We start from the raw sequence: 25473 nt of genomic DNA on the forward strand, positions 1-25473 counted from the left end.
AATTGTGTACTAAATTAATATGAAATCTTGTATTGACGCTCAACAGCTAGAAATATTCCCATTATTCCAAGCTACAACTACCATAAAACCTACCACTAAATTTACCTTTATAGACCTATTTTCCGGTATTGGTGGCTTTAGAATTCCTCTCGAAGAACTAGGAGGAATTTGTTTAGGTTATTCAGAAATTGACAAAGAGGCAATCAAAGTTTACAAAAATAATTTTATTCGTGATACCAATACTGACGAACAATATTTAGGAGATATCACTAATTTAGACAAGCTACCTTTTGAACTAGATGTAATGGTCGGTGGTGTTCCTTGTCAACCTTGGTCAATCGCAGGTAAATTAAAAGGTTTAAAAGATCCCAGAGGTCAATTATGGAATGATGTTTTTCGAGTTATAAAATCCAATCAACCTAAAGCATTTATATTTGAGAATGTTAAAGGTTTAACTGAACCAAGAAACAGACCAAGTTTAGAATATATTCTTGAAAATTTAACATCATCTGGCTATGTAGTTAAATATCAAGTTCTTAATTCCTATGATTTTGGTTTACCTCAAGATAGGGACAGAATATTTATTGTGGGAATTAGAAATGATCTAGATAACAGTTGGGGTTTTACCTTTCCTCAACCCATAAATAAATATTGGAAATTATATGATATGATTCCTGATATTCAACACACTGATTTTTCTAAAAAGAAATTTTCTCCAGAAGTATTATTTACAGATGGTAAAATTCCTGGTTCTAGAGGTAGATTTCAAAGAATAGATGAATTAAATGATTTTTTTCTATTCTCAGATGTTAGAGATGGACATACTACCATTCATTCTTGGGACTTAATCAAAACAACCCAGAGAGAAAAGTCAATTTGTCAAACAATATTAAAAAATCGGAGAAGGAAAATTTACGGTGATAAAGATGGTAATCCTTTGAAATATGAGATTTTAGAATCTTTAATTATTGACTTGAAGATTGAAGAAATAAATCATTTAGTAGATAAAGAAATTTTACGTTTTGTAGAAAATAAAGGTTATGAATTTGTAAATTCTAAAATTTCATCAGGAATTAAGGGAATTTCTAAAATATATTTACCTCATGCTGATGCTATTGGGACTTTAACCGCAACGGGAACGAGAGATTATGTAGCAACTATATCTCTAGAATGTGATGAACCAAAAATATATAAACATAATTTTATTGAAAAAATTTATCTTCCTCAAAAATATAGACCATTAACGGCAAAAGATTACGCAATATTACAAGGATTTCCAGAAAGTTTCCAAATAGCAGATAATGAAAATAAGGCAAAGCATCAATTTGGTAATGCTGTGTCTGTCCATGTAATCTATCATTTGGCTAAATCTGTACTGAAAATTATCCCAAAATGAAATATCTAACTCATCACAGCGATCGCCCAACTTGTACAATAAAAGATAGATTATTGCGAATTGTATAGTTAAGGATTATAGCTGTTATGGCTGCTGCCGTTTTCATCGAAAATCTCAAAAAAAGCTACGGTAATGTAGTTGCAGTTGAGGATGTTTCCTTTCAAGTCCAACCTGGAGAAATATTTGGTTTATTAGGACCCAACGGGGCAGGGAAAACAACCACTCTGCGGGCTTTGTGTACGCTGACAACCCCCGATGCTGGCAAAATTGAAGTTTCCGGTATTTCGGTCTTAGATCACCCCAAATTAGCCCGACAAAAGCTAGGTTATGTAGCCCAGGAAGTAGCTTTAGATAAAGTCCTCACTGGCCGGGAGTTACTACAATTACAAGCCGCACTTTATCATCTTCCCGGTGCGCTGATTAAACAGCGAATTAACACTATTTTGGATTTACTGGGTTTACAAGAATACGCAGATAAAAAAACTGGCACTTATTCCGGTGGTTTACGCAAGCGGCTAGATTTGGCGGCTGGTTTACTCCACGCGCCCGATGTGCTGGTATTAGATGAACCAACGGTAGGATTAGATATTGAAAGCCGGGTTGTGGTGTGGGATTTCTTGCGTCAATTACGCACTGCGGGAACTACCGTTGTGATTACCAGCCATTATTTAGAAGAAGTTGACGCTTTAGCTGATAGAGTGGCAATTATTGACAGAGGTTTGGTTATTGCTAATGGTACACCATCTCAATTAAAAGATCAGGTAGGAGGCGATCGCATCACTTTAAGAATCCGCGAATTTTCCCCCAGTGAAGAAGCCGAAACCGCAAAAAATCTTTTAGCGGCTTTACCTTTTGTCCAAGAAATCATCATCAACAGCGCCCAAGGTAACTCCCTAAATTTAGTAGTCACCCCCCAAAATGACGTTTTAATCACGATTCAACAGGCGTTAAATAATGCCAATTTACCAATTTTTGGCATCGCCCAATCTCGTCCTAGTTTAGATGATGTCTACCTAGCTGCCACCGGCAAAACCTTAATGGATGCCGAATTAGCTGCTGTCGCTAATCGTGATCCTAAAGCCGAGAAAAAGCAAAATATGAGATAGAGGGAACAGGGATTTTCTCGTTCCCATACTCTGTATGGGAATGAATTCCAGAAGGCTCTGTCTTCCATATTTAGACGAAAAAGCCAAACAGCTAAATGCTAATTTTGAAGCAAGTGAGGTTATCGGCATCTGGTTTGTCATAGTCCTGAATTTGAGAAAGTTTGCGTAAAATTAACTCTTCCTTATTCAAAACTTAACTTTTTTGTTGTTCACTAAGATTAAATTCACTTTTTGCTGCAACATTAAAACTCCCCCCAACCACCTTGAAGTGAAAAGGCTTGGGGGATTATTTGTTAAAATATCCTAAACTTAGGAATAAATCCTTTGAGCAAAAATCCCCAACAATTAAGTAATATTAGTTACTCTCGCGTTATCCATCTCAGCCATCGGATTGATACAAATATACCTACATGGACTGGTGATCCTTCCGTAGAATTTACCAGTGTTGCCGAAATCCAAGATGATGGTTATTACTTACGACGCTTTGCTTTAGGAGAACATAGCGCCACTCATATTAATGCCCCCAATAGTTTTTATAGTAACGGTACAAGTATTGACCAGTATCCAGCATCATCTCTAATATTACCTGCTGTAGTTATCAATATTTGCAAACAAGCGGCAGTGAATGCTGATTATGTCTTGACTATTAGCGATATTCAAACTTGGGAAACTGAATTTGGGGAAATTCCCCCAGGTAGTTTACTGATACTATATACTGGTTGGCAAGAAAAATGGTTAAATCAAAAAGCGTTTTTTAACCAAGATAAATATGGCAAAATGCACTTTCCCGGTTTTAGCTATGATGCAACTGAGTTCTTAATTACACATAAGCAAATTACCGGAGTGGGCATTGATACTCACGGTGTAGATTCTGGGCAGGATACCAATTTTACTATTAATCGTTTGCTGCTGGAGCGATCGCTAATTGTGATCGAAAATCTCACCAATTTAGATCAGTTACCACCCCAAGGTACTACCTTAATCATTGGGATTCTCAGGTTGAGCAGAGGTTCTGGTTCTCCCGCTGGGATAATGGCATTATTTTAAATTTCTATGCACTTCTGAACAAATAAAGGGGATCTAAAACTAGATCCCCCTTATTGTTTCTAACATAATCCAACTTACAGCGGTTTCCGCTCTTATGAGGTACAAAGTTGAATCATGAAACTCTTGTAGTGCGGGCATCTTGCCCGCTAGATATGTACCTCATAACACCGGGAAGTGCTATATTACTAATTTTTAGCAATACTGCAAGTTAGATTTTGAACTGATTGAGAATTACTGAATGGGAAGTTGCTATTTTTTTAGTCAAGAGTAGAAATTTGATAAATCACACAACTACCCTTGCAACTAACTTTAGCTTGAGAACTGGAGGCTTGAGACTTTGAATTTTAGACTCTTGCCAGCAGTTTTAGATTTCACCATTAACCTGCATTTGATGAACTTGATCTGCCAATTCTTGACAATTTTGGTCATCTAACTTATCAATTGCCAACATTCCCATGAGAATAACTTCTTTTAAAGTTAAGCGAGTTGAATGTGCCTGTTTTTGCACAATCTCCTTAATGATGGGAGATACACCGATTGCTGTACTAGCTCTAGCCACGTTATAAAAGGAAACATTAAAGACTTCGGATAAATCTTAGCACTTTTTGCAAGGTTATTCTACATCCCTGGAATTGATCTACTTTGGTTTCGATAAATCTTTATATGTCTAATCCAGACTATAAATAGCAAACAGACTCAATAATTCTGCAAATCTAACTTTTAAACTACGAGCATAACCCTTATGTAGCAAGCATTTCACAGCTTACTTACTTTGCTGCACATAGTCATGTTACTACAATCACGCAATAAAATTACGTATTTTTTATTTGTGTTAATAGTAAAATATTTTCATAAGTAGGTATAAATAAACATATTTATAAAAAAAAAGAATATGCTATTTTAACCTTATTCAGTAGACTTTCTAGCGGTTTACTTCTATTTTCTTATGAACAAAAATTGATGCTGATATAATTATTTATTAATTTTCCTTACAACTTACATCACAAACCATTCATAATTGTCATCTACCAAAAGTATGAGACTCAAAATTTAGTGGCTCATCAAGGGATAAGACATTAAAAAATGATGTTACAAATTAATATGTAAAAAGCTGTAAAGCTTATACAGTAAGCTGTGTAAATTCAACAATCCCAAATTTTAGTGTTGATTAATCCTGACGGGAGAATATTTTTAACGATTAATAGGATTTAATAGCGTTGTATTGCTTAATAATATTAAATATTGTGAACTAGCAAAATAGACAGAAATCGAAATCTTCCTGAATTCACTTAGTTAATGCTGTCATCAGAAAAAGTAGTGAATACGCACAAGGAACAAAACAACGATAAGTGAAGTTACGTATATTAATGGTAACTTGCATTCTGAATTAACTACAGATGGATTACATTTATAAGAGACTAGGCTGAAAACCCTTGAAGTTGAGTTTTGGAGCGTGGTGGAAAAACTCAACTGTCCTTTAGGCAAGGGATGAAAGCCAGGTAGAGGCTGTCTTCCTCCACAGAAAGTTTTTCTCGTTGACAAAATTATAATATATGAGTTAGCATAATTTTGTGGTGTTTAGGTCGTAACCATGATAATTTATGAGTTCAAAGTCAAAGGAAAAGATAGGCAGTATCGCGCAATAGATGAGGCTATTCGTGCATCTCAGTTCATCCAAAATAAATGTTTAAGATATTGGATGGATAACAAAGGTGCGACGAAATATGATCTCAATAAATATTGCGCGATTTTGGCATCTGAATTTTCTTTTGCGGATGAACTTAATTCAATGGCAAGACAATCTGCTGCGGAGCGTTCTTGGAGTGCAATAGCTCGATTTTACGATAATTGTAAAAAGAAAGTTAAGGGCAAAAAAGCGGAAAACGCGGTCTTGGGCTTTGCCCAAGTGGAGCGATTTTCCAAGACAGGTTTCCCGAAATTCAAAAAGAATTGCCGTTCAGTTGAGTATAAAGTTAGCGGCTGGAAGTTATCTGAAACCAGAAAAGCAATTACTTTTTCTGATAAAAAAGGTATAGGTACTCTGAAATTAAAAGGTACTTATGATCTTAATTTCTATGACATCAAGCAAATTAAGCGAGTTCGTTTAGTCCGTCGAGCTGATGGATATTATGCTCAATTTGCAATTGATGTCAAAATTAGAATTGAGTCTCAACCAACGAATCAAATAGTTGGCTTAGATGTGGGCTTAAAATATTTCATTGCCGATTCAAAAGGTAATGTAGAGCCTGCTCCACAATTCTATAGAAAGTCAGAAAAACAGTTAAGTCGAGCTAATCGCCAGAAATCCAAGAAGTTTGACAGAGATAAGAAAAAAGCTAAACAACCACAATCCAAGAACTATTTAAAAGCTAAAAATAGGTATGCCCGTAAACATTTAAGAGTAAGTAGGCAGCGAAAAGAATATTGCAAGAGATTAGCATATTCCGTGATCCAATCTAACGATTTGGTAGCTTACGAAGACTTAAATATTAAAGGCATGGTAAGAAACCGACATTTAGCTAAATCAATTTCTGATGCTGGCTGGGCAACTTTTCGGCAATGGCTAGAATATTTCGGGTATAAATATGGGAAGGTAACAGTTGCTGTTCCTCCCCATAATACTTCTCAGAATTGTGCTAATTGTGGTCAAAAAGTGAAAAAATCCCTATCAACCAGCAATACCTTAGTCAAATTACGAGGGTGAGATGATAATGCTTTAACCATGAACTCCCGTTCCTCGCTCTTGCTTGGCAAAAACAATCACCCCTAAAAATTCCTTAAAGGTTTCCGACAAGGATTTTTTAAATGTATTGACGGTAGGATAAGGGTTTTAGATTCTAAACTACCTTTTCATCGAAACGCTTATATATGATTATTTTTGCCGTTTTTGCCAAAAATTATCAAGGCTCTTATTTTGGCAATAGTATTGAACCAGAACCCATAATTGTCATCATTGTGGGTTTGTGGAAGACAGAGATATCAATGCCAGTATTAACATCCTAAAAATAGGATTAACTACGGTAGGGATACGGTCAGCTACGCTACAGGAGATTTGCCCTCTTGGGCGATTGGTGAGGCAGCGCGGTCTTGGGGGTTTCCCCCATGAGCGACTGCCGAACCCGTAAGGGTGCAAACCTGTCGTCTAATGGCGAGTCAGTGAATGTAGAATCCCCGTGTCTTTAGACCGGGGAGTGTCAACCCTAGCAGGATATCAAGTGTGGCAATTTGCACTTGAGCAAATAGAATATAGAGTTGGTCAAATTTACATTGATATATGCAAATTGAATGTATATTTAAATTGCTAGTTGGAAAAAGGCAAGAGGTAAAAGGGAAGAGAGAATAGGCAAAAAGGCAAAAGTAGTTACCAATTACCTTTTTCCCTGCCTAAAATTAGATAACTAGCAACTTGGGTTATGTTATTTCACAGGTCAGGGTGTAAGAGCTATCACTAAATATCAAATGGTAGATCGGATAAATGATATCGCTTGGCAAGCTCATCAGGGTAGCGTTGCGGCAATTATTCAAGTCTTGAATGAAAGGCTAGTTATGTCTAGTGTCAGAACTAGAGCAGTTTTTGTGAATGGTGTTTTACAACTTTTGTGCGAAGCAGCTACGGTAGAGCAACTGGAGCAATCTACCTTAGTGCCAAAAATTCAACAAATTTTGGACTCGCTTGCACCACGTCACATTCGCCGAGTTAACATCAATAGTCGCATTGTTAAAGAAGAGCAATTGCTGTGGTTAGAGGAAATTCACCGTGATACTGATAACCAATTATTATGGTCACAGGAAATTACAGTATCCCAACCAAATTTGTTTAAGTGGTTAATTCCAGATTTAACTGAAGCTGATACCAAATCAAGAAAACCTATTTTGGCGAAACCCCAATCTTTACTCAAGAATCCAGATCAAGGGAAAATTTCGATCAAAACTTTAGTGATCGGGGTTTCTGGTTTATCTTCAGTAATTTTACTAGCTTGGCTGCTAGATTCTTGGTTAGGTAATCCGCTGAAAGATCTCTCACCATTCACAGGTTCTCAATCTTCCCAAACAGCAAACCAAAGTCCACCACAATTGTTGAATCGTCCTCCTAGCCAAAGTTTTTCTATTCCATCTGATGATCCATTTGTAGCCTCTGTGCGACTAGCTAACCAAGCTACTACGGCTGGTAAAACAGCAATAACTTCAACTCAGTGGTTGGAATTAGCTGCTAATTGGCAACGGGCTTCTGATTTAATGAGTCAGGTGTCACCTAGTCACAGCCGCTATCAAGAAGCACAGATTAGAACTAAATTGTATAAAAAGTTTAGTGAAGCAGCCCAGAAGGCAGCGGAAAAGGGTAAATCGTAAGATGAATTTTTAACTTCAACTACACACTCATTTCTAACATCCGTTGCATTGGTAGTAGTGCTGCTGTGCGGAGTTCTTCTGGTAAGGTAATTTCTGGGGTGCGATTTTTCATGGCTAAATACAGTTTTTCTAAAGTGTTTAGTCGCATAAATGGACATTCGTTACAGTTACAATCACTTTGCGGGGGTGCGGGAATAAAGTGTTTGTCAGGTGCTAATTTTTGCATCTGGTGAATGATTCCCGGCTCTGTAGCCACGATAAATTCCTGGCTAGGGCTGGTTTGACAATAACTAAGTAAGGCGGCTGTAGAGCCAATAAAGCTGGCGTGACGCAATACGCTGGTTTCACATTCGGGGTGGGCGATCGCTTCCGCGTGAGGATGTGTAATTTTTAACTGGACTATTTTCTTTTCCGAAAAAGTCTCATGGACAATACAGCTACCTTGCCATAACAGCATTTCCCGTCCGGTTTGTTCCATCACATACCGTCCCAAGTTCCGATCTGGGGCAAAAATAATTGGCTGTTCTTGGGGTATTTGCTGGACAATTTTCACAGCATTGGAACTGGTACAGATAATATCGCTCATGGCCTTGATTTCGGCGGAGCAGTTAATATAGGAAATGACCAAGTGGTCTGGGTGTGCGTCTTTAAACTCCGCAAACTCTTGGGGAGGACAACTATCTGCTAAAGAACAACCTGCATTGATATCTGGTAACAACACCAATTTATCAGGGTTGAGGATTTTGGCGGTTTCGGCCATGAAGTGAACACCGGCAAAGACAATTACATCGGCTTTTGTATTGGCTGCTGCTCTAGCTAATTGTAAGGAATCACCAATAAAGTCGGCAATATCTTGAATATCCGGATCTTGATAGTAGTGGGCTAAGATCACGGCGTTGAGTTCTGTTTTCAGATCCGCAATAGCAGCAAATAAATCTAATGGGAGAGTCCCTGATTTTGGTTGAGTAAGTGTAGTTGTAAACACAATTAAAAACTGCTTTTAATTACAAATTATTACCTTGTGAATTTAATTATAGTAGTTTTTACCAAAAATAGTGAGGGATTGATCCTAGCAATTTATGTCCAAATCCGGTAGAGTTTCATAAAACCTCGCGGTAAGTGGCAAACGAGCGCGGCTTTAGCTCTGAGAGGCAAGCGACTCCGGCGATTTTAATCGTATTGGTTTTTTATAAGAGCATTCGGTAAGCGTAAAACGAGCGCGGCTTGGCTCCCTGAGATATAAGCGACACGAGGGATTTTAATCCCTGTGGTATGTTAGAATCAAATTGTGAGTAAGAACAAAAAACATCTATGCGTTGAAGCATCCTAGTACGGAGAAATCCCGGCTCATAAGAAACAACGGTTAGGTTCAAGTCCTAACGGCAGTATTGACAAGAAAGAGCGAGTAATGGCAGGGTGTGGAGCGTACCGAGTCTTGGCTTAGTGATGGATTCTGAAAACACTGAAAACAATAAAAGTAAGCGCAATTTCGACACCTTGATTGGCAGTTGTTTTGAGCGTCTAGGCGGCGTTTGGCGGTCGCAGCGAGATTGGATTGGGCTAAACCCTTCATCTAAATCTGTCCGCAAAATCTCAGTGGCTTTAGCCATGAAAGTGTCAAATCCTGGAGATATACGGCTTTTTAAAGTGGCATGACCAGTCAGAAAACTCCATCAAAACCTATCAAAATTGCTGTAATTGGCGATGTTCACGACCAATGGGAAGTGGAAGACGGCATAGCACTCAAGCACCTGGGTGTGGACTTAGTGCTGTTTGTCGGAGATTTCGGGAATGAGTCGGTGGAAGTGGTAAAAGCGATCGCTTCCCTGGATCTTCCCAAAGCAGCGGTAATGGGCAATCACGATGCCTGGTATTCGGCCACTGAATGGGGACGCAAAAAATGTCCTTATGACCGCACCAAGGAAGACTGGGTACAGGAACAATTAGATTTATTGGGATCTGCCCAAGTTGGTTATGGTAAGTTGGATTTTCCGGCTTGGAATTTAACTGTGGTGGGTGGTCGTCCTTTTACCTGGGGAGGACCGGAATGGAGATTTGCCCAAATGTGTCAAGAACGGTATGGTGTCTCTAGTTTGGAGGAGTCCGCAGATAAAATCGTCAAAGTAGTAAAAAGTGTTACTTGTGATCATATTATTTTTCTAGGACACAATGGACCGAGTGGTTTAGGCGATCGCGCTGAGGACCCTTGTGGCAAAGATTGGCATCCCATTGGCGGTGATTTTGGTGATCCTGATTTAGCGGAAGCAATTTCTCAAAGTCTCAACCTGAAGAAAACTGTTTCTTTAGTCGCTTTTGGTCATATGCACCGAACTCTGCGCCATACTAAAAAGCTGCAAAGGAAGGCTGTATTTAGAAGTCCAGAAGGAACTATTTACTTAAATGCTGCCACTGTCCCCCGGATTATTCAGCAAGATGGTGTGAAATTACGGAATTTTTCTCTAGTTTCTTTGGAGGGGGGTGTAGTAACAAAAGCTGCTCTGGTTTGGGTGGGTAAAGACTTCCAAATTGCTGCTGAGGAAGTTTTTTATGATTCTTCAGTTTCAGTAGTGCAAATTTTGTAATTATAGGTTATAATGTTATTTGTCAGTTTTTGTATTCCACAATCCTGGCAAATAATTTGGAGAGGTGGCAGAGTGGTCGATTGCGCCTGACTTGAAATCAGGTGAAGTGAAAGCTTCCGGGAGTTCGAATCTCCCCCTCTCCGTTTTTTTGGGAAAATAGAGACGTTTGATTAAACGTCCCTACATTTCGATTTTAATTTCTGATTAGCTTGCTTGAGGCTGAAGTAAATTTTCTATGCCTTGAACAACGGTTGCTGATTCAATTTTGTCACCAGCTTTAAGTTTATCTAAAATCTCTCTACCTTCAGTCAGATAACCAAAAACAGCATAACGACCATCTAAAAGATTACGTCCCGCTGGAGTAAGTTCTGGTTCAAACAAAAAGAAGAAAATTTGGGAAGAACCACCATTAGCTTCATTTTCTGGCCGGGCCATCACTAAAGCACCAAAAGAAGAAAAAGGTAAAACCGGCATATCTAAATAACGCCCAGCTTCTTCGAGAGTAGTGCCATAGGTTGGTTCTTTTTCACCTGCGACTAAAATTTCTAAGGGAACAGCCCGGTATTTGCCAGTTTGAGGATCAATAAAACCGGCTTCCTTACCTACAGGATCTCCGGTTTGGAGAAAGTAAGATTCTTCCGAACGGGTGAATTCTAAACCATTATAAAAACCTCGTTGGACCAAATCAACAAAGTTACCAGCAGTCACAGGGGCGCTATAGCCATCTACAACTACAGTAAGATCGCCTTTATTGGTTTTAAAAGCAATCCTAGCTCGTCCTTTGAGTTGGGGTAAGTTACTGTATTCAGCCGGAACTTCAAAGGGGAATTTCGTCACCATTGATTCTTCTAACAAACTAACAAGATTCAGTAATTTAGCTCTGCCATCAAGAATGGGTTCTTTTTGTTTAGTTTTAACAAGTTCTTGCAGTTCTATGATGCCAGATTTCAATTCAGTCATCCAAGCTTGGGCTTGAGGTTGGCGTTCTTCCGGAACGCTTGCTAATATTTGGGAAGGTTTATCGAGTATCCGCGATGCTTGCTTGAGGTCATTATTAACTGCGCCCCATCGTTTATTTGCCCGCAGTTGGTTAGAAATGTCTTCTAAACTAGCTTGTAGTTTACGTACAGGTTGATTATCTATCGGCAGTGCATAGCGTAACAGAGCCTTCCCGTCGGTAATTGCGTTTCCCGCTGGTAGTCCAGCGTTACTAGTGGGAGTCCACCCAGCCGTACCTGTGCCTAAAAATATTGTTAATAGCAATATTACCTTTAGGCTGTTCTTCACCCAGGACTTAAATAAGTTCAACATGAAATTTCCCTTTCTTCAGCATCAAAGTGTTGACTGGAAGTAATTCATTGATTATCTTCCCATATTGCGGGACTGGGGATGGAGGAGGCAGGGGAAGTGGAAAGTAGGGGAAGTAGGGGAAGTAGGGGAAGTAGGGGAAGTGGGAAGTAGGGGAGGCAGGGGAAGAAATATTAATTTTGCCTATTACCTGTTGCTTCTTTCCTGACAACTGACCACTGACAATTAACAACTAACAACTTATGGCGCGGGAAGGGTACAATAAATGCCGATTGTCTTGCAAAATTTGAAAGTTTCATGATCTCTAGTAACGACTTTCGACCTGGTGTTTCAATTGTATTAGATGGTTCGGTTTGGCGCGTGATAGATTTTCTTCACGTTAAGCCAGGCAAGGGTTCTGCCTTCGTACGGACAACATTAAAAAGTGTTCAAACTGGGAAACAGTTAGAAAAAACTTTTCGGGCTGGGGAAAGCGTTCCTCAAGCGACTTTGGAAAAAGTGACGATGCAACATACCTATAAAGAAGGCGATGAGTTTATCTTTATGGATATGGAAACTTATGAGGAAGGTAGATTAACTTCAGCACAAATTGGCGATCGCGTCAAGTACCTAAAGGAAGGTATGGAAGTTAACGTGATTCGCTGGGGCGAACAAGTTCTAGAAGTAGAACTACCTAATTCTGTAGTTTTGGAAATTGTGCAAACAGATCCTGGTGTTAAAGGTGATACTGCCACAGGTGGTACTAAACCCGCAATTCTCGAAACTGGTGCAACTATCATGGTTCCTTTGTTTATTGCCCAAGGGGAACGCATAAAAATTGATACCAGGGAAGATAAGTATTTAGGCAGGGAATAGTCAGGAATAAAATCGTTCAACTGAGCGAAGTCCAAAATCTCAAATTGGTGCTAATGATTTCAATCCCTTTTTTATAGAGGGATTAAATCCCTGCCTTAATTAGAATTTTAATTTAACAGTTAGGTGGAGGTAAAATAATTGTGACATTAGACTTTAATGAAATCCGTCAGCTATTAGTAACTATTGCCCAAACAGATATTGCGGAAGTTACTCTCAAAAATAATGAATTTGAGCTAACAGTCCGAAAAGCTGTCAGTTTTAGCAATAATGCCCAAGGAACGGTGAGTGCTGTAGGGAGTGCCAGTGTAACCCAGTTGCTATCTACAGCCTTACCAAGTTCAATGTCTGAGGGGGGTGTAATCAATAAAGTTGTTGATAATTCATTAGCACAACCTCCTCATTCTTCTTCACCAATTAATCAAAAATTGGTTGAAGTCCCATCACCAATGGTAGGGACATTTTACCGCTCCCCAGCCCCAGGAGAAGCAGCGTTCGTGGAAGTAGGCGATCGCGTTAAAGCTGGTCAAAGTGTCTGTATAATTGAAGCAATGAAGTTGATGAACGAAATTGAAGCCGAAGTCTCTGGACAGGTAATGGAAATTTTAGTTCAAAATGGCGAACCCGTAGAATATGGTCAGCCTTTAATGAGAATTAACCCTGATTAAGTATTAAATAGGGAACAGGGAAACTAACAACTGACAACTGTACGGGCGAAGCATTTGGAGAACTATTTTTGGCAATGACCGATAATTTATCTTCCAAATGCTTCGCTGTACGGGCGAAGCATTTGGAGAACTATTTTTGGCAATGACCGATAATTTATCTTCCAAATGCTTCGCCCCTACTAACAACTGACTAAAGCGGATAATTTTTCTGAAAACTTTCGCGGGTGAGTGGTTGTTGTAATTCCACACCTTCACCCCCTAAAACCTCTAAGGGTTTCCCATTGACTTGAATATATACTTTGGCTTTAGGGTTTAAACTAGTAGCAGTATATACAACTTGTCCCACACGCCCCATCATGGAAGTGCTACCTCCACCAGTGGTAAAGTTTGCGGATAAATTCACATGAATATCATTGTTTTCGGCTTTTAGTCCCAATAGTTGAGTCCCCTGGGGAATAGTAGTAGAATCTGTGCCTTCACCTGGACCTGCTAATAAGGTTTTAAATGCTGCCTCTAAAACTTGGTTGGGTTGGGTAGCTGCAACTTTAAAAGGTTGGGGAACTAAATCCAGCCGATTTTCCTGGGATCTGAGCCAATATATACTAGCAGTCTGTTCATTACCTTGTTGGGTTGTTGATTGCTTGACTGGCTGCTTAATAGTTTGCGAAGAATTGGTAGGTGTGGGAGTATCTGGAGTCTGTCCAGAAAACCAAGCCACACCACCGCTTACTGCTATTACGGCTGCGGAAATAGCTGCTACCGCACCGACAGAAATACCGTTAGTTCTTTGTTGGTTATTCATATGTGAAACCTACTGGATTCAGAATGGAAATAGTCGTAAGATAATTAGCCTGTTTATAAAGGTTATATCTTAAATAGATGCTTTGATTTGTATATAAACTGCTATTGCTAATCACTCCCCCTTCTCACTCCAATTGTAGAGTTATCTTTTCAAGTCCGTCAGCTTTCTCTTTATAAGGAAGAACGCCGAAAACCCTTGAAAATGTGGCTGACTCAGGAAGCCACATTTGGGCTTTAGACAAGGGATGAAGGCTAGAGGCTTTCCTTTATCCTGCATTGACGTTAATTTGAAAATTTGAAATAATTTCAAATTTTCATCCATATTCGTGATACAATTAAATTGTCACTAAAGACATAAAAAGCTACCGAGGGACTCTCGGAAAGTTACGCTTGTCAGATATGATTTCGCCCGCCAGGGCAAACGAAATCAGGGCAAGAACCCAAATATTTAAGGCAATGCCTGAAACTGGGATAACTGAGGGATATAGACTGAAACTCTCTATAGAATCTCCGCGTCTTTAGACCGGAGAGTGTCAACTAAATCCTATGGTTTTCTGGAAAAACTTTCATAAGACCTCTGCATCCTTCCTATCTGCCCTGGAACGTGCCAGACTATCAATAGCATCCCCTAAGGCTGTAGTCAGACCTTTGCGGGTTTGAGCGTGATTTTCTTGCTCTAGTTTCAAAGCTTGTAATAAATAATCACGTTCTTGAATAACTTCTAATAATTGAGTTTGTAACTCTTCTATAGAATTAAATTGGGCAATTTGTTGCTGAATAGCTGTGGTGCTGTCAGTACCTATTTCAGTATTGACACCTAAAAATTTTTGTTCTTCAGCTTTTACAGATGCTATGGCTTCCTGGTGCATTTTCGTATCTGCACGTCGTTGCTCTGCTTCGGTATTATAAAGTTGTCGCCATTTTTGCGAACTTTCCCAAGCTTCATCTCGTTCACGCTGAAATTTCGTCATCTGTTGTGTCAGAGACTGAATTTCGGCTAACCATTTTTGTGTTAAATGGGTGGAGTTATCAATATTTTCGGTCATTATTTTAGTTAAGTGTAGTTAATAGTTCAGGAGGATGAGCAGGAGGGGAAGGAGTTGCTTTAGGAACAGTTGTTTATCAAAATACAGGCAAAATAATGTAGAATATACCCCATCTACCTATAAAAAATTATCTAATTCATGATTAAGGCACTAAAACTACCCCAGAAATTAATGCTGCTTGGTTCAGGTGAACTAGGAAAAGAATTTGTAATTGCTGCTCAACGTTTAGGCAATTATATCATTGCTGTGGACAGATATGCCGATGCTCCGGCGATGCAGGTGGCTGATTGTGCAGAAGTTATCTCTATGCTGAGTGCTGATGATTTAGAAGCAGTCGTAAATAAACATCAGCCCGATTTTATTATTCCTGAAATTGAAGCAATTAGAACTGAAAAATTACAAGAATTTGAGCAAAGAGGAATTACAGTTATTCCCACAGCAGCGGCGACTAACTACACGATGAACCGCGACAGAATTAGAGAATTAGCACATCAAGAATTAGGAATTAGAACTGCTAAATATGGTTATGCAGTTACTTTAGAAGAATTAATTATCATTTCCGAAGAAATTGGTTTTCCTAATGTTGTAAAACCTGTGATGTCATCTTCTGGAAAAGGTCAATCTGTAGTTAATGACAGCAGCGAAGTCGCAAAAGCTTGGAATTATGCCATTTCTAATTCTCGTGGTGATAGCCAAAAGGTAATTGTTGAAGAATTCATTAATTTTGAAATTGAAATTACTTTACTGACAATTAAACAATGGAACGCACCCACAATTTTTTGTAATCCCATTGGCCACCGTCAAGAAAGAGGAGATTATCAAGAATCTTGGCAACCCGCAGCTATTTCTGAAGATAAAATTTTAGCATCTCAAGAAATTGCCAAAAAAGTTACTGATGCTTTGGGTGGTGCGGGAATTTTTGGTGTTGAGTTTTTCATTACTAAAGATGAAGTGATTTTTTCGGAACTGTCTCCTCGACCTCATGATACAGGAATGGTGACATTAATTTCTCAGAATTTGAATGAATTTGAATTACATCTCCGAGCCATTTTAGGTTTACCAATTCCCCATATTGAACAGTTAGGATTTTCAGCAAGTGCGGTAATTTTAGCTGCCGAAAAGTCTGATTCTATTACTTTTACTGGTGTAGCTGAAGCTTTAGCCGAAAAAGATGTAGATATTAAGTTATTTGGTAAACCTACGGCTCATCCTTATCGTCGTATGGGGGTAGCTTTAGCAAAAGGTGGGGATATTTCCGAAGCTAGAGAAAAGGCTACAAAAGCAGCTAGTCAGGTGAAAATAAATTGATATATTTATTTTTAATATTGAAACTATATCATGACAACAAACAAAACTTTCGTCCCTGTTGCTTTAACAATTGCCGGTTCTGATAGTGGTGGGGGTGCGGGAATTCAAACCGATTTACGGACTTTTGCTTTTCACTGCGTCCACGGAACAAGTGCTATTACCTGCATTACAGCCCAAAATACTGTAGGAGTCAGCAGGGTTGATGCGATCGCATCCGATGCTGTTGTCGCCCAAATTCAGGCGGTTTTAGAAGACATTGGCGTACAAGCTGCAAAAACGGGAATGTTACTTAACCAAGAAATTATCTTGGCTGTAGCCCAGCAAATAGCAGCTTATAAAATTAATAATTTAGTAGTTGATCCTGTGATGGTATCACGCACAGGAGCGCAATTAATTGATGATGATGCCGTGCAAACTTTACGGAATACTCTGATTCCCTTAGCATCTATTATTACTCCAAATCGCTATGAAGCGCAGATTTTAAGCGGGTTAGAAATTACTTCTTTAGCAGATATGCAAGCAGCAGCGGCAATTATGCACAGGGAATTGGGAGTAAAGGCTGTTTTAGTCAAGGGTGGAGGAATGTCTGGAAATTTGCGGGGTGTTGATGTTTGGTTTAATGGAGAAAAATTGCAGATTTTGAGAACGAAACAGGTAGAGACAAAAAATACTCATGGCACAGGTTGTACTTTATCAGCGGCCATTGCTGCTAACCTAGCTTTAGGTAAAGACCTCTGGACAGCAGTACAAGCCGCAAAAGAATATGTTACAAATGCTCTTACCTATTCTCTAGATATTGGCAAAGGACAAGGACCAGTAGGCCACTTTTTCCCATTATTGATCAAATAAACCAATTTTTTAAAAGGTCGTATTAATCACATATAATTAGTTACTATACTGATAGATTTAATGATTTAATCCCAGAAATACGCAGAAAAATAGTTACGGGCATTTTTCCCTTATTTTTGGACATAATTTCATCAATAACTATATTCTGCTCCTGATTATCCTTACTCTAACTACTGTATTTTGATACTAAAATATCCATGGAAACAACTACAGGATCTAATTATAGTCAACCACCTAACAACTACCCTCCCTCTGTTCCCCTTTGGGTTTACCGAGAATTGACAGCGGAGTTACAAGCAGTACAATCTAAACTAAGTGTAGTTACCAGTCATAATCAAAAATTATCCCAGGAAAATCAACAACTGCGTCAAGAAATAACTAAAGTTATTGAATCTTGCTTAGAACTAAAAAAATTAGTTGAGACTTCAGCACCCAGCCCTCCCGCACCACCGTGTCCTCATAACGAGGAAGAATATATACCTCAACCTACACCCCGTAATCATCAGGAGGTGAGATATACAAATAAGCCAACCGTGACAACAGCACCTCCACGACAACAGCCTACTACCCCTCGTCGAAAAGCAGTAATAAAAGCTACACCTCCCCAAAACGGTCGTCAGGAGTCTGTTACACCAACAAAAGATGTTAATTTTCCAGTATCAGAAAAAGTATTGATAGAAGAAAAGAAGGTCCGTTATTCTCCTAATCCTCAGTCTCAGACAAAAGGATTAAATGGGTTATGGCTAGTAATTACTATTATATTCATTATGCTAACTGGTTTTGCGGCTGGATATTTAATTGTCCGTCCTTTATTCCAAAATCAGATTCAACCTGCAACAATTAAAAATTAAAAAAAATTAACTAGTTTAGTCATCTAAAGCTGAATCAACCTATTAGTAAGAAACTTATATTTGTACCGAGATTTGAACTTTTACGAAATCACGAAAAACCTAGACGTGTAGGGGTTTAGCACTGCTAAACCCCTACCTATGAAAATTGACAGAAAATTACCTATCAACAGAACCCATGATTACGTCAATACTACCAAGAATAACAACGATATCCGCAACCTTCATTCCCCGCAGTAAATGAGGAAGAATCTGCAAATTGTTGAAATCTGCGGCGCGGATTTTCCAGCGCCAAGGGAAAACATTATTTTCACCTACTAAATAAATTCCCAATTCTCCTTTTCCACTTTCAACGCGGGAGTAAATTTCACCTTTGGGAACTTTGAAAGTAGGAGAAACTTTTTTAGCAACAAACTGATAATCAAAAGCATCCCATTCAGATTTTTTCCCAGCCATTATCCGTTTTGCTTCCAGGTTTTCGTAGGGGCCACCAGGTAAGCCAGCAATAGCTTGACGAATGATTTTTACAGATTCGCGCATTTCTCGCATCCGTACCATGTAACGAGCAAGACAATCACCAACTGTTTCCCACTGTACGTCCCAATCGAAATCGTCGTAACATTCGTAATGGTCAACTTTCCGTAAATCCCATTTCACCCCAGAAGCGCGTAACATTGGTCCAGAAAGTCCCCAGTTAATCGCTTCTTCACGGGTAATAGTTCCCAAACCCTCAATGCGGCGGCGGAAAATGGGGTTATTGGTAACTAAACGTTCATATTCATCAACTTTAGGGATAAAATAGTCGCAGAAATCTAAACACTTATCTACCCAACCATAGGGTAAATCAGCAGCAACACCACCCACGCGGAAGTAGTTGTGATTTACCATGCGGTAGCCAGTGGCGGCTTCCCACAGATCATAAATCATTTCCCGTTCCCGGAATTGGTAGAAAAAGGGTGTTTGCGCGCCCACGTCAGCGAGGAACGGACCAAACCATAATAGGTGGTTAGCAATGCGGTTTAGTTCCAGCATAATCACGCGGATATAGCTGGCGCGTTTGGGTACGGTGATACCTGCTAATTTTTCCGGTGCGTTGACTGTCACCGCCTCATTAAACATCCCCGCAGCGTAGTCCCAACGGCTGACGTAGGGGACGTACATGATTGTCGAACGGTTTTCGGCAATTTTCTCCATTCCCCGGTGTAGGTAGCCTATGACTGGTTCACAGTCAACGACATCTTCACCGTCTAAGGTCATAATTAGTCGCAAAACCCCGTGCATTGAGGGGTGGTGAGGTCCCATATTTAGCACCATTGGTTCGGTGCGGGTTTCTATTCTACTCATAGATTTGCTGTTCTCCCGTTGTGGATGTTGTAAATTGACCCGCTAAGATTAACCTGCTGCGATTGTTATTGTCTGCCAAAATTTAGCTTATAGGGATAATTTCTAGATTATCTCTACAGGGTGACGTTGGAGAGAGAATAGCAGAGTCGGTTTTGGACTTGATGTTTTATTTTGTGCCGCTACTTCAATTATTATAGGGAAGCTTGATATATAAGGGATTGAGAATCTGGATTTTTTTTCATGTACCTGGGGGGTGTGGGAATGGGGAGAAATCTTCGCGGTTTGGATGACTAAACTAAAATTGTATCAAGGTCTTGGTGATTTTGCTGATTTTATCCTCGTAGCAACATAGATTTAATTTATAATTACCCTAATTAATATCTATGGCTAAAAAATTACTCATAGAAGTATTTTGTCAATTCAACTAACGATTCCTTAATAAATTGTCTAATATTCCAGCATCTAACCCCAATCAACCTAATGATGAAATTTATCTTACAGATAGATGGTCACATCTGAATAAACTTGAGAAAAAATATCTCAAAGAGGCTATGAAAGCTTATGATAAAATTATAGAATCAGAAGATGATATTCTCAAAATAGCCAATCGGTATCAATTAAATTTTGAGGATATTGAAAGAGCTAAACAGTATGCTTTTGGTAAGGGAGTATTAGAAAATCAATTTATCCCTGATTTACAGATGGCGCAGAGTTGGGAAAGAATGGCATCAGGAGAAGAAATTGATAGTGATGAGGTTTTACTAAAGCATGAAATTCGGGAATCTGAATTGGTAATTAATCAAGGTTTAAATCAATTAGATGCTCATAAAATAGCCCAAACCCAATATCCTTGGTCTATGACCATAACTAAAGGAGATAAGCAAAAATGAACAAAACATCTGAACAAAAGTTTGTTGAAGCCTTAGATATTTGTCAATCATTGATTGATTTTAAATATCGTCCTACCAATTTAACCTATCAAGTAATAGAGTTATTTTGTGAAATCGGTAAAAATCCTTTTGAATTATTAGAATTATGTCATAAATATTCTAGTAAAATTGAAAAAATCTGTGATATTATTCATGAATATGGAACAAGTATAGATAATTTGCGTGTTGATTGTCCACTTGGTTTTGGTGCAAAAGATCATTGTAGTTTTTTGAGTTTTTTTCTCAATCTTAATTTTGGCAAATTTGAATATTTCACAGATAATTTTACAACACCTGAACAAATTGCTGAATTATTTAGAGATTGGAAAGAAATTGATTTTAATCCTGTCATTGAAAAGCAAAAAGCAGTTACATTTTAATAAACCAAAAGTATTATCTAAACTTAGTTAACCAAAATTGTCAATTAAGGAGATATCCATGAAAGAATTAATGAAACAACCCTCATGTTGGCTACCAAATGGAATAAATCTGAATCTTTCAGATCAATTTCGTCCTTTTTCCTTTACTGAAGAGTTACAGATTCGTTTAGAAGAACTCTTAGAAAAGAATAAAGAAAATTTGCTAAATGCTGATGAAAAACCAGAACTAGCAGGTTTATTAGAATTAGAAAAAATCTTCAGTTTTATAAACGCCAAACTTGCTTCTTAATTTTACTCTCAATAATTTTATAATGCAACCAGATTTACAAACACCCCTAGATTTAGAAGAAGTTACATTTTCTCATATTCCCGTTCTCAGTCAAGAAGTGATTACAGGTTTAAATATCCAACCTGGTGGAAATTATTTAGATTTAACTGTTGGTGGTGGTGGTCACAGTCGCTTAATATTAGAAACTGCTGAAGATGTAAAAGTAACTTGTGTTGACCAAGATGAGGATGCTTTAAAAGCCGCAAAAGAGAATTTATCAGAGTTTGGGGATAGAGTTAATTTTATTCATAGCAACTTTGCCAATTACCAATTTATCGAAAATAGTTATGATGGAATTTTAGCCGATTTAGGAGTAAGTTCCTATCATTTAGATAATCCAGAACGCGGATTTAGTTTTAGAAATACCGCAAATTTAGATATGCGAATGAACCAACAACAATCCCTCACCGCTGGAGATATTATAAATGAATGGGACGAAAAAGAATTAGCGGATATTTTCTTTAAATATGGTGAAGAGAGACTTTCCAGAAGAATAGCCAGAAGAATAGTTGAAAAACGACCATTTAATACTACTACAGAATTAGCAAATGCGATCGCATACTCCGTCCCCCCTAAATACCGACATGGGAGAATTCACCCCGCAACTCGTGTTTTTCAAGCCTTACGAATTGCTGTCAACGACGAATTAAAAGTCCTAGAAACCCTCATAGAAAAAGCCCCAAACGCCCTGATTCCTGGGGGAAGAATCGCCATAATCAGCTTTCACAGCTTAGAAGACAGACCAGTTAAACATGGTTTGAGAAATTCGCCATTATTGAGGATATTGACAAAAAAACCCATAATTGCCACAGAAGAAGAAATAAAACAAAACCCCCGTTCTCGTTCTGCTAAATTGAGAATAGCAGAAAAGAAAAACATAGATAATTGACACCCTTAAACTCCTTCTTCCTTTGCTCCTTCTTCCTTTGCGCCTTTGCTCCTTAGCGCCTTTGCGCGAAACCTTAATCTAGATTTCCCATGCAAAACACCCTCCGTCACCGTCGCCAAAAACTAGCAGAAATCATAGACTTTCCCGCCATTCTCTGGTCTGGTGATAGCAGTCCCCGCAACTTCCCAGCCAATACCTTCCCCCACCGCGCCAATAGCCATTTCCTCTATTTCGCCGGAATTCCTCTCGAAAATGCCGTCATTCGCCTAGAAAGTGGCAAGCTACAACTATTTATAGATGACCCCCACCCCAGTAGCGCCCTGTGGCATGGAAAAACCCCCAGCCGAGAAGAAATTGCTGCCAAAATAGGCGCAGATGAAGCCAAAACCATGGCAGAATTAGGAAATTATTTAGAAAATGTGGCGACTCTTCCTGTACAAGATGCAACTACTTGGACACAGCAAACCCAACTTTTAAATCGCCGGATTTTACCAAAAAATCCCCTGTCAGGAATTGATTTAGAATTAGCAAAAGCCATTGTTTCCCTGCGACTTACCCACGACGAAGCCGCCTTGGTAGAATTACGTAAAGCTGCGGCAGTGAGTGTAACAGCCCACAAAGCCGGAATGGCGGCAACACCTTCAGCTAAACTCGAAGCCGAAGTCCGTGCCGCAATGGAAGCAGTAATTATGGGTGAAAATATGACCACTGCCTACACCAGTATTGTGACAGTTCATGGTGAAGTTTTACACAATAATCATTATTACCATTCCCTGCAATCAGGAGGTTTACTTTTAGCTGACGTAGGTGCGGAAACCGCGACGGGTTGGGCTGCGGATATTACCCGCACTTGGCCTATTTCTGGGAAGTTTTCATCTACCCAAAGAGACATTTATGATATTGTTTTAGCCGCCCATGATGCTTGTATTCAAAATATAGCTCCTGGTGTAGAATATGCAGATATTCATCTATTAGCAGCAACTACAATTGCTCAAGGTTTAGTAGATTTAGGAATTTTACGAGGTAAACCAGAAGATTTAGTAAAAATGGATCTTCATGCTTTATTTTTTCCCCACGGAATTGGGCATCTTTTAGGTTTAGATGTTCATGATATGGAAGATTTGGGAGACATTGCCGGCTATGATCAAGGAAGAAGCCGAAGTAGTCGTTTTGGTTTAAGTTATTTACGGTTAAATCGTCCCTTGCGTGCAGGAATGTTAGTGACAATTGAACCAGGATTTTATCAAGTTCCCGCAATTTTAAATGATCCAAAAACTCGTTCTCAATATCAAGATTTAGTCAATTGGGAACGATTAGCACAATTTTCAGATGTGAGGGGAATTCGCATTGAAGATGATGTATTAGTTACAGAATCAGGAAGTGAGGTTTTAACAGCCGCATTACCAAATCAAGCCAGTGCTATTGAAGATTTAGTTGCTTGTTAAATATGGTATGCTAAAAAACGTGAATTTATTAACTGACAATTCTTTGTAGGTTGGGTAAAGCGACAGCGCAACCCAACATTAGATTACATAAATTAAAAGTTATTACCAAATCCTGGTTAACACCTCGACTACGCTCGGTGTTAAAGCTGAGCGAAGCCGAAGCTTTAATTCTTTTGGGACGATTATTCCGCTCATTTTTAGCTTTAATTTAGAGTAGAGATAAAAGTTTTTTTCTTAACTCTTTTTTGTCATGCCTAATTTTAATACTCAATTATTTATGCCAGTATATTTTGCCTGAATAGCTCTTGATATTTAACGAAATTTATCAAATATATACTTAGTAGCAATACTATTGCCAAAATAAGAGCCTTGATAATTTTTGGCAAAAACGGCAAAAATAATCATATATAAGCGTTTCGATGAAAAGGTAGTTTAGAATCTAAAACCCTTATCCTACCGTCAATACATTTAAAAAATCCTTGTCGGAAACCTTTAAGGAATTTTTAGGGGTGATTGTTTTTGCCAAGCAAGAGCGAGGAACGGGAGTTCATGGTTAAAGCATTATCATCTCACCCTCGTAATTTGACTAAGGTATTGAGTAGATTTCCTTTTTTCATCTTTGCTACTTATGTATCAAATAAACTTCCTTTGTTTCGCTCTTTATGAATGTTTTTTCCGCTTGTGAGAAATCCGGGTTCTAAACCTCGTCCAAGTTGAAAACTGGAGTTTTTCAAAAGGGAACAGGGAACAGGGAAGAGTATAGGATTGGGGAATAAAACCCAATTAAGAAAAAACTATGGGTTTCAAAGTAAACGCGGTTTAGCTCAGTTTCGTGAAGATAATCCGGGTGCTGGTATTGTTGATCTTAAGGCTTATTGTCGTGGTTTTCGCTACAGCGGTTTCCGCTCTTATGAGGTACAAAGTTGAATCATGAAACTCTTGTAGTGCGGGCATCTTGCCCGCTAGATATGTACCTCATAACACCGGGAAGTGCTGTATTGTTGGGCGATCGCCTTTCTAGCAGCAGCAAAAGCAGCAGATTCTGGATTTTCAGAAGAAAGTTCATGAGCGATTCCTACGGAGCGCTTCGCTATCGCATCGGCATCGATCACTGGTAAATTAGATGCAGACAACTTGGTTAGACTGGATTTTCCCGATCCGTTAGCACCAGCAATGACAATTAACTCTGGCATATCTCATTGGATTTCTTCCAGAATTTCTTCGCTGCCATCTTCTCGTAACCGATATTCATATTTTCGGCCATCGGATTCCTCCCGTACCAACTTTTCCCCAATAGCGTGCATTCCTTGGCAAAATATTTGCATTTCTCACAGGAAGACGCATCTTTGTGTGATCCCAACCCACTGGATAAATTTTTACGCTATGCAATCAATCCTCAACAATTGCGAGCAGGAATCGAACTCTGGGTAGCCGCATTTCCTTCAGCACACAATTTCTTACCATCTCCACACAAAGCAGGTCAGATTGTCCCCACAATAGGCAATGCGATCGCCTCCAATCTTGGACAATCCGCCGAATATATTCATGTCCAATCAGCCAAAACTGATGAAGAAATTTATCAAACATTACTCGCCAGTGCTGCTATTCCTTTAGCATTTAAATCGCGCCAGATTGATGACAAGCATTATGTTGATGGTTGGCTAGGTGATAATGTCCCTCTCAAAGCCTTAGCAAATCGCGGTTGTACCCATGCGATCGTCATTCATTTAGGAAATGGTGAACTTTGGAATCGTCATGAATTTCCAAACCAAACAATAATTGAAATTCGTCCAACAGAAGATATGGGTGGTCTTAACAAATTACTAGATTTCAGTCCCGAACGGATTCAACTCTTGCAAAACCGAGGTTATCAAGATGCTAAACGGATTCTTGAACCAATTTTACAAACACTGATGATCGAGCGATCGCGCCAAGAAAGTTTTGCGCGGCTTCAGGAAACATCAAAGCGATTAAGAGACGATCCACCAATCTATTAG

General features: G+C 38.9%; 30 protein-coding genes and 1 tRNA gene. 21 read left to right on the forward strand and 10 right to left on the reverse strand.

Going from position 1 to position 25473, the window contains the following annotated elements; all coding sequences use genetic code 11:
* Positions 1-19 precede the first annotated feature (19 nt).
* The 3 genes from FJR09_RS12120 to FJR09_RS12130 all read left to right on the forward strand — a co-directional run bounded on the left by FJR09_RS12120 (position 20) and on the right by FJR09_RS12130 (position 3549).
* Entirely contained in the window at positions 20-1396 is a 1377-nt protein-coding gene (locus FJR09_RS12120) for a DNA cytosine methyltransferase (RefSeq protein WP_015083630.1), read from the forward strand.
* Positions 1397-1482: 86 nt separating this feature from the next.
* Positions 1483-2502 (forward strand): ABC transporter ATP-binding protein, encoded by a 1020-nt coding sequence (locus FJR09_RS12125; protein WP_015083629.1) that lies wholly within the window; start codon positions 1483-1485, stop codon positions 2500-2502.
* A 324-nt stretch (positions 2503-2826) separates the two neighbouring features.
* Positions 2827-3549, forward strand: coding sequence for a cyclase family protein (locus tag FJR09_RS12130; protein WP_015083628.1), 723 nt, complete (start codon positions 2827-2829; stop codon positions 3547-3549).
* A gap of 364 nt (positions 3550-3913) precedes the next feature.
* Here the strand turns inward: FJR09_RS12130 and FJR09_RS12135 are convergent, their stop codons facing one another.
* Positions 3914-4108 (reverse strand): hypothetical protein, encoded by a 195-nt coding sequence (locus FJR09_RS12135; RefSeq protein WP_015083627.1) that lies wholly within the window; start codon positions 4106-4108, stop codon positions 3914-3916.
* A 1032-nt stretch (positions 4109-5140) separates the two neighbouring features.
* On the opposite strand from FJR09_RS12135, the gene FJR09_RS12140 reads away from it, so the two are divergent.
* The 4 genes from FJR09_RS12140 (at position 5141) to FJR09_RS12150 (ending at position 7899) form a co-directional block, all read left to right on the forward strand.
* The gene (locus FJR09_RS12140; RefSeq protein WP_015083626.1) at positions 5141-6253 is read left to right on the forward strand and encodes an RNA-guided endonuclease TnpB family protein; all 1113 of its coding nucleotides are present in this window, start codon (positions 5141-5143) and stop codon (positions 6251-6253) included.
* A gap of 164 nt (positions 6254-6417) precedes the next feature.
* Entirely contained in the window at positions 6418-6552 is a 135-nt protein-coding gene (locus FJR09_RS26165; protein ID WP_371260431.1) for a hypothetical protein, read from the forward strand.
* Entirely contained in the window at positions 6513-6674 is a 162-nt protein-coding gene (locus FJR09_RS26170) for a hypothetical protein (RefSeq protein ID WP_083881531.1), read from the forward strand. The genes FJR09_RS26165 and FJR09_RS26170 overlap by 40 nt, the downstream gene beginning before the upstream one ends.
* Before the next feature lie 334 nt (positions 6675-7008).
* Positions 7009-7899 carry a hypothetical protein gene (locus FJR09_RS12150; protein ID WP_015083625.1) on the forward strand — a complete coding sequence of 297 codons (891 nt, stop codon included), beginning with the start codon at positions 7009-7011 and terminating at the stop codon, positions 7897-7899.
* A gap of 19 nt (positions 7900-7918) precedes the next feature.
* Here FJR09_RS12150 and nadA read toward each other — a convergent pair whose 3' ends face one another.
* Positions 7919-8884 (reverse strand): quinolinate synthase NadA, encoded by a 966-nt coding sequence (nadA, locus tag FJR09_RS12155; protein ID WP_015083624.1) that lies wholly within the window; start codon positions 8882-8884, stop codon positions 7919-7921.
* A 667-nt stretch (positions 8885-9551) separates the two neighbouring features.
* Between nadA and FJR09_RS12160 the strand changes: the two genes are divergently transcribed.
* Together FJR09_RS12160 and FJR09_RS12165 are read left to right on the forward strand one after the other, a co-directional pair.
* On the forward strand, positions 9552-10481 hold the full coding sequence (locus FJR09_RS12160) for a TIGR04168 family protein (protein ID WP_015083623.1): 930 nt from the start codon (positions 9552-9554) through the stop codon (positions 10479-10481).
* Between the two features lie 58 nt (positions 10482-10539).
* A tRNA-Ser gene (locus FJR09_RS12165) sits at positions 10540-10624 on the forward strand.
* A 61-nt stretch (positions 10625-10685) separates the two neighbouring features.
* Here FJR09_RS12165 and FJR09_RS12170 read toward each other — a convergent pair.
* Together FJR09_RS12170 and FJR09_RS24690 are read right to left on the reverse strand one after the other, a co-directional pair.
* Entirely contained in the window at positions 10686-11792 is a 1107-nt protein-coding gene (locus FJR09_RS12170) for a peptidylprolyl isomerase (RefSeq protein ID WP_168633243.1), read from the reverse strand.
* Complete coding sequence (locus tag FJR09_RS24690) at positions 11776-12021, reverse strand: hypothetical protein (RefSeq protein WP_217361120.1); 246 nt, start codon at positions 12019-12021, stop codon at positions 11776-11778. The genes FJR09_RS12170 and FJR09_RS24690 overlap by 17 nt, the downstream gene beginning before the upstream one ends.
* 65 nt (positions 12022-12086) lie before the next feature.
* On the opposite strand from FJR09_RS24690, the gene efp reads away from it, so the two are divergent.
* Both efp and accB read left to right on the forward strand, forming a co-directional pair.
* Positions 12087-12644, forward strand: coding sequence for an elongation factor P (gene efp / locus FJR09_RS12175; protein ID WP_015083621.1), 558 nt, complete (start codon positions 12087-12089; stop codon positions 12642-12644).
* Positions 12645-12784: 140 nt separating this feature from the next.
* Complete coding sequence (gene accB / locus FJR09_RS12180; protein ID WP_015083620.1) at positions 12785-13309, forward strand: acetyl-CoA carboxylase biotin carboxyl carrier protein; 525 nt, start codon at positions 12785-12787, stop codon at positions 13307-13309.
* A 3-nt stretch (positions 13310-13312) separates the two neighbouring features.
* Here the strand turns inward: accB and FJR09_RS12185 are convergent, their stop codons facing one another.
* The 3 genes from FJR09_RS12185 to FJR09_RS12195 form a co-directional block, all read right to left on the reverse strand.
* Positions 13313-13495 carry a hypothetical protein gene (locus tag FJR09_RS12185; RefSeq protein WP_254433101.1) on the reverse strand — a complete coding sequence of 61 codons (183 nt, stop codon included), beginning with the start codon at positions 13493-13495 and terminating at the stop codon, positions 13313-13315.
* 4 nt (positions 13496-13499) lie between these two features.
* Positions 13500-14111: a GerMN domain-containing protein gene (locus tag FJR09_RS12190; protein ID WP_015083619.1), complete on the reverse strand. Its 612-nt coding sequence runs from the start codon at positions 14109-14111 to the stop codon at positions 13500-13502.
* 565 nt (positions 14112-14676) lie between these two features.
* Positions 14677-15156, reverse strand: a complete 480-nt coding sequence (locus FJR09_RS12195; RefSeq protein ID WP_015083618.1) for a hypothetical protein — start codon at positions 15154-15156, stop codon at positions 14677-14679.
* A gap of 138 nt (positions 15157-15294) precedes the next feature.
* On the opposite strand from FJR09_RS12195, the gene purT reads away from it, so the two are divergent.
* The 3 genes from purT to FJR09_RS12210 all read left to right on the forward strand — a co-directional run bounded on the left by purT (position 15295) and on the right by FJR09_RS12210 (position 18164).
* Complete coding sequence (gene purT, locus FJR09_RS12200; RefSeq protein ID WP_015083617.1) at positions 15295-16464, forward strand: formate-dependent phosphoribosylglycinamide formyltransferase; 1170 nt, start codon at positions 15295-15297, stop codon at positions 16462-16464.
* A gap of 30 nt (positions 16465-16494) precedes the next feature.
* Positions 16495-17313: a bifunctional hydroxymethylpyrimidine kinase/phosphomethylpyrimidine kinase gene (gene thiD, locus FJR09_RS12205; protein WP_168653140.1), complete on the forward strand. Its 819-nt coding sequence runs from the start codon at positions 16495-16497 to the stop codon at positions 17311-17313.
* A 197-nt stretch (positions 17314-17510) separates the two neighbouring features.
* Positions 17511-18164 (forward strand): hypothetical protein, encoded by a 654-nt coding sequence (locus FJR09_RS12210; RefSeq protein WP_168653139.1) that lies wholly within the window; start codon positions 17511-17513, stop codon positions 18162-18164.
* A gap of 156 nt (positions 18165-18320) precedes the next feature.
* Here the strand turns inward: FJR09_RS12210 and FJR09_RS12215 are convergent, their stop codons facing one another.
* On the reverse strand, positions 18321-19505 hold the full coding sequence (locus FJR09_RS12215; protein WP_168633241.1) for an NAD(P)H-quinone oxidoreductase subunit H: 1185 nt from the start codon (positions 19503-19505) through the stop codon (positions 18321-18323).
* A gap of 443 nt (positions 19506-19948) precedes the next feature.
* Here FJR09_RS12215 and FJR09_RS12220 point away from each other — a divergent pair, with 443 nt between their 5' ends.
* From FJR09_RS12220 to FJR09_RS12245, 6 genes are all read left to right on the forward strand, one after another.
* The gene (locus FJR09_RS12220; protein WP_174783292.1) at positions 19949-20395 is read left to right on the forward strand and encodes a hypothetical protein; all 447 of its coding nucleotides are present in this window, start codon (positions 19949-19951) and stop codon (positions 20393-20395) included.
* The gene (locus FJR09_RS12225) at positions 20392-20814 is read left to right on the forward strand and encodes a hypothetical protein (protein ID WP_168633240.1); all 423 of its coding nucleotides are present in this window, start codon (positions 20392-20394) and stop codon (positions 20812-20814) included. The genes FJR09_RS12220 and FJR09_RS12225 overlap by 4 nt, the downstream gene beginning before the upstream one ends.
* 58 nt (positions 20815-20872) lie before the next feature.
* Entirely contained in the window at positions 20873-21103 is a 231-nt protein-coding gene (locus tag FJR09_RS12230; protein ID WP_168653138.1) for a hypothetical protein, read from the forward strand.
* 22 nt (positions 21104-21125) lie between these two features.
* The gene (gene rsmH / locus FJR09_RS12235; RefSeq protein ID WP_168633238.1) at positions 21126-22031 is read left to right on the forward strand and encodes a 16S rRNA (cytosine(1402)-N(4))-methyltransferase RsmH; all 906 of its coding nucleotides are present in this window, start codon (positions 21126-21128) and stop codon (positions 22029-22031) included.
* An 89-nt stretch (positions 22032-22120) separates the two neighbouring features.
* Positions 22121-23476 (forward strand): aminopeptidase P family protein, encoded by a 1356-nt coding sequence (locus tag FJR09_RS12240; RefSeq protein WP_168653137.1) that lies wholly within the window; start codon positions 22121-22123, stop codon positions 23474-23476.
* 765 nt (positions 23477-24241) lie between these two features.
* Positions 24242-24403 carry a hypothetical protein gene (locus FJR09_RS12245; RefSeq protein ID WP_168633195.1) on the forward strand — a complete coding sequence of 54 codons (162 nt, stop codon included), beginning with the start codon at positions 24242-24244 and terminating at the stop codon, positions 24401-24403.
* A 35-nt stretch (positions 24404-24438) separates the two neighbouring features.
* On the opposite strand, the gene FJR09_RS12250 is transcribed toward FJR09_RS12245, so the two are convergent.
* Together FJR09_RS12250 and FJR09_RS25850 are read right to left on the reverse strand one after the other, a co-directional pair.
* Positions 24439-24669 (reverse strand): dephospho-CoA kinase, encoded by a 231-nt coding sequence (locus FJR09_RS12250; protein WP_168633236.1) that lies wholly within the window; start codon positions 24667-24669, stop codon positions 24439-24441.
* Between the two features lie 3 nt (positions 24670-24672).
* Positions 24673-24801, reverse strand: a complete 129-nt coding sequence (locus tag FJR09_RS25850) for a hypothetical protein (RefSeq protein WP_256369510.1) — start codon at positions 24799-24801, stop codon at positions 24673-24675.
* Between FJR09_RS25850 and FJR09_RS12255 the strand changes: the two genes are divergently transcribed.
* Complete coding sequence (locus FJR09_RS12255) at positions 24796-25473, forward strand: patatin-like phospholipase family protein (protein ID WP_051155256.1); 678 nt, start codon at positions 24796-24798, stop codon at positions 25471-25473. The genes FJR09_RS25850 and FJR09_RS12255 overlap by 6 nt on opposite strands.

It is taken from the genome of Dolichospermum sp. UHCC 0406 (assembly GCF_009712025.1).
Classification (GTDB): Bacteria; Cyanobacteriota; Cyanobacteriia; order Cyanobacteriales; family Nostocaceae; genus Dolichospermum; species Dolichospermum lemmermannii.

Coding starts and splice junctions, on each gene's coding strand:
- FJR09_RS12120 (WP_015083630.1), top strand. CDS start 20: ATGAAATCTTGTATTGACGCTCAACAGCTAGAAATATTCCCATTATTC.
- FJR09_RS12125 (WP_015083629.1), top strand. CDS start 1,483: ATGGCTGCTGCCGTTTTCATCGAAAATCTCAAAAAAAGCTACGGTAAT.
- FJR09_RS12140 (WP_015083626.1), top strand. CDS start 5,141: ATGATAATTTATGAGTTCAAAGTCAAAGGAAAAGATAGGCAGTATCGC.
- FJR09_RS26165 (WP_371260431.1), top strand. CDS start 6,418: ATGATTATTTTTGCCGTTTTTGCCAAAAATTATCAAGGCTCTTATTTT.
- FJR09_RS12150 (WP_015083625.1), top strand. CDS start 7,009: ATGGTAGATCGGATAAATGATATCGCTTGGCAAGCTCATCAGGGTAGC.
- FJR09_RS12160 (WP_015083623.1), top strand. CDS start 9,552: ATGACCAGTCAGAAAACTCCATCAAAACCTATCAAAATTGCTGTAATT.
- FJR09_RS12170 (WP_168633243.1), bottom strand. CDS start 11,792: ATGTTGAACTTATTTAAGTCCTGGGTGAAGAACAGCCTAAAGGTAATA.
- efp (WP_015083621.1), top strand. CDS start 12,087: ATGATCTCTAGTAACGACTTTCGACCTGGTGTTTCAATTGTATTAGAT.
- FJR09_RS12190 (WP_015083619.1), bottom strand. CDS start 14,111: ATGAATAACCAACAAAGAACTAACGGTATTTCTGTCGGTGCGGTAGCA.
- FJR09_RS12195 (WP_015083618.1), bottom strand. CDS start 15,156: ATGACCGAAAATATTGATAACTCCACCCATTTAACACAAAAATGGTTA.
- purT (WP_015083617.1), top strand. CDS start 15,295: ATGATTAAGGCACTAAAACTACCCCAGAAATTAATGCTGCTTGGTTCA.
- thiD (WP_168653140.1), top strand. CDS start 16,495: ATGACAACAAACAAAACTTTCGTCCCTGTTGCTTTAACAATTGCCGGT.
- FJR09_RS12210 (WP_168653139.1), top strand. CDS start 17,511: ATGGAAACAACTACAGGATCTAATTATAGTCAACCACCTAACAACTAC.
- FJR09_RS12215 (WP_168633241.1), bottom strand. CDS start 19,505: ATGAGTAGAATAGAAACCCGCACCGAACCAATGGTGCTAAATATGGGA.
- FJR09_RS12225 (WP_168633240.1), top strand. CDS start 20,392: ATGAACAAAACATCTGAACAAAAGTTTGTTGAAGCCTTAGATATTTGT.
- FJR09_RS12230 (WP_168653138.1), top strand. CDS start 20,873: ATGAAAGAATTAATGAAACAACCCTCATGTTGGCTACCAAATGGAATA.
- rsmH (WP_168633238.1), top strand. CDS start 21,126: ATGCAACCAGATTTACAAACACCCCTAGATTTAGAAGAAGTTACATTT.
- FJR09_RS12240 (WP_168653137.1), top strand. CDS start 22,121: ATGCAAAACACCCTCCGTCACCGTCGCCAAAAACTAGCAGAAATCATA.
- FJR09_RS12250 (WP_168633236.1), bottom strand. CDS start 24,669: ATGCCAGAGTTAATTGTCATTGCTGGTGCTAACGGATCGGGAAAATCC.
- FJR09_RS25850 (WP_256369510.1), bottom strand. CDS start 24,801: ATGCAAATATTTTGCCAAGGAATGCACGCTATTGGGGAAAAGTTGGTA.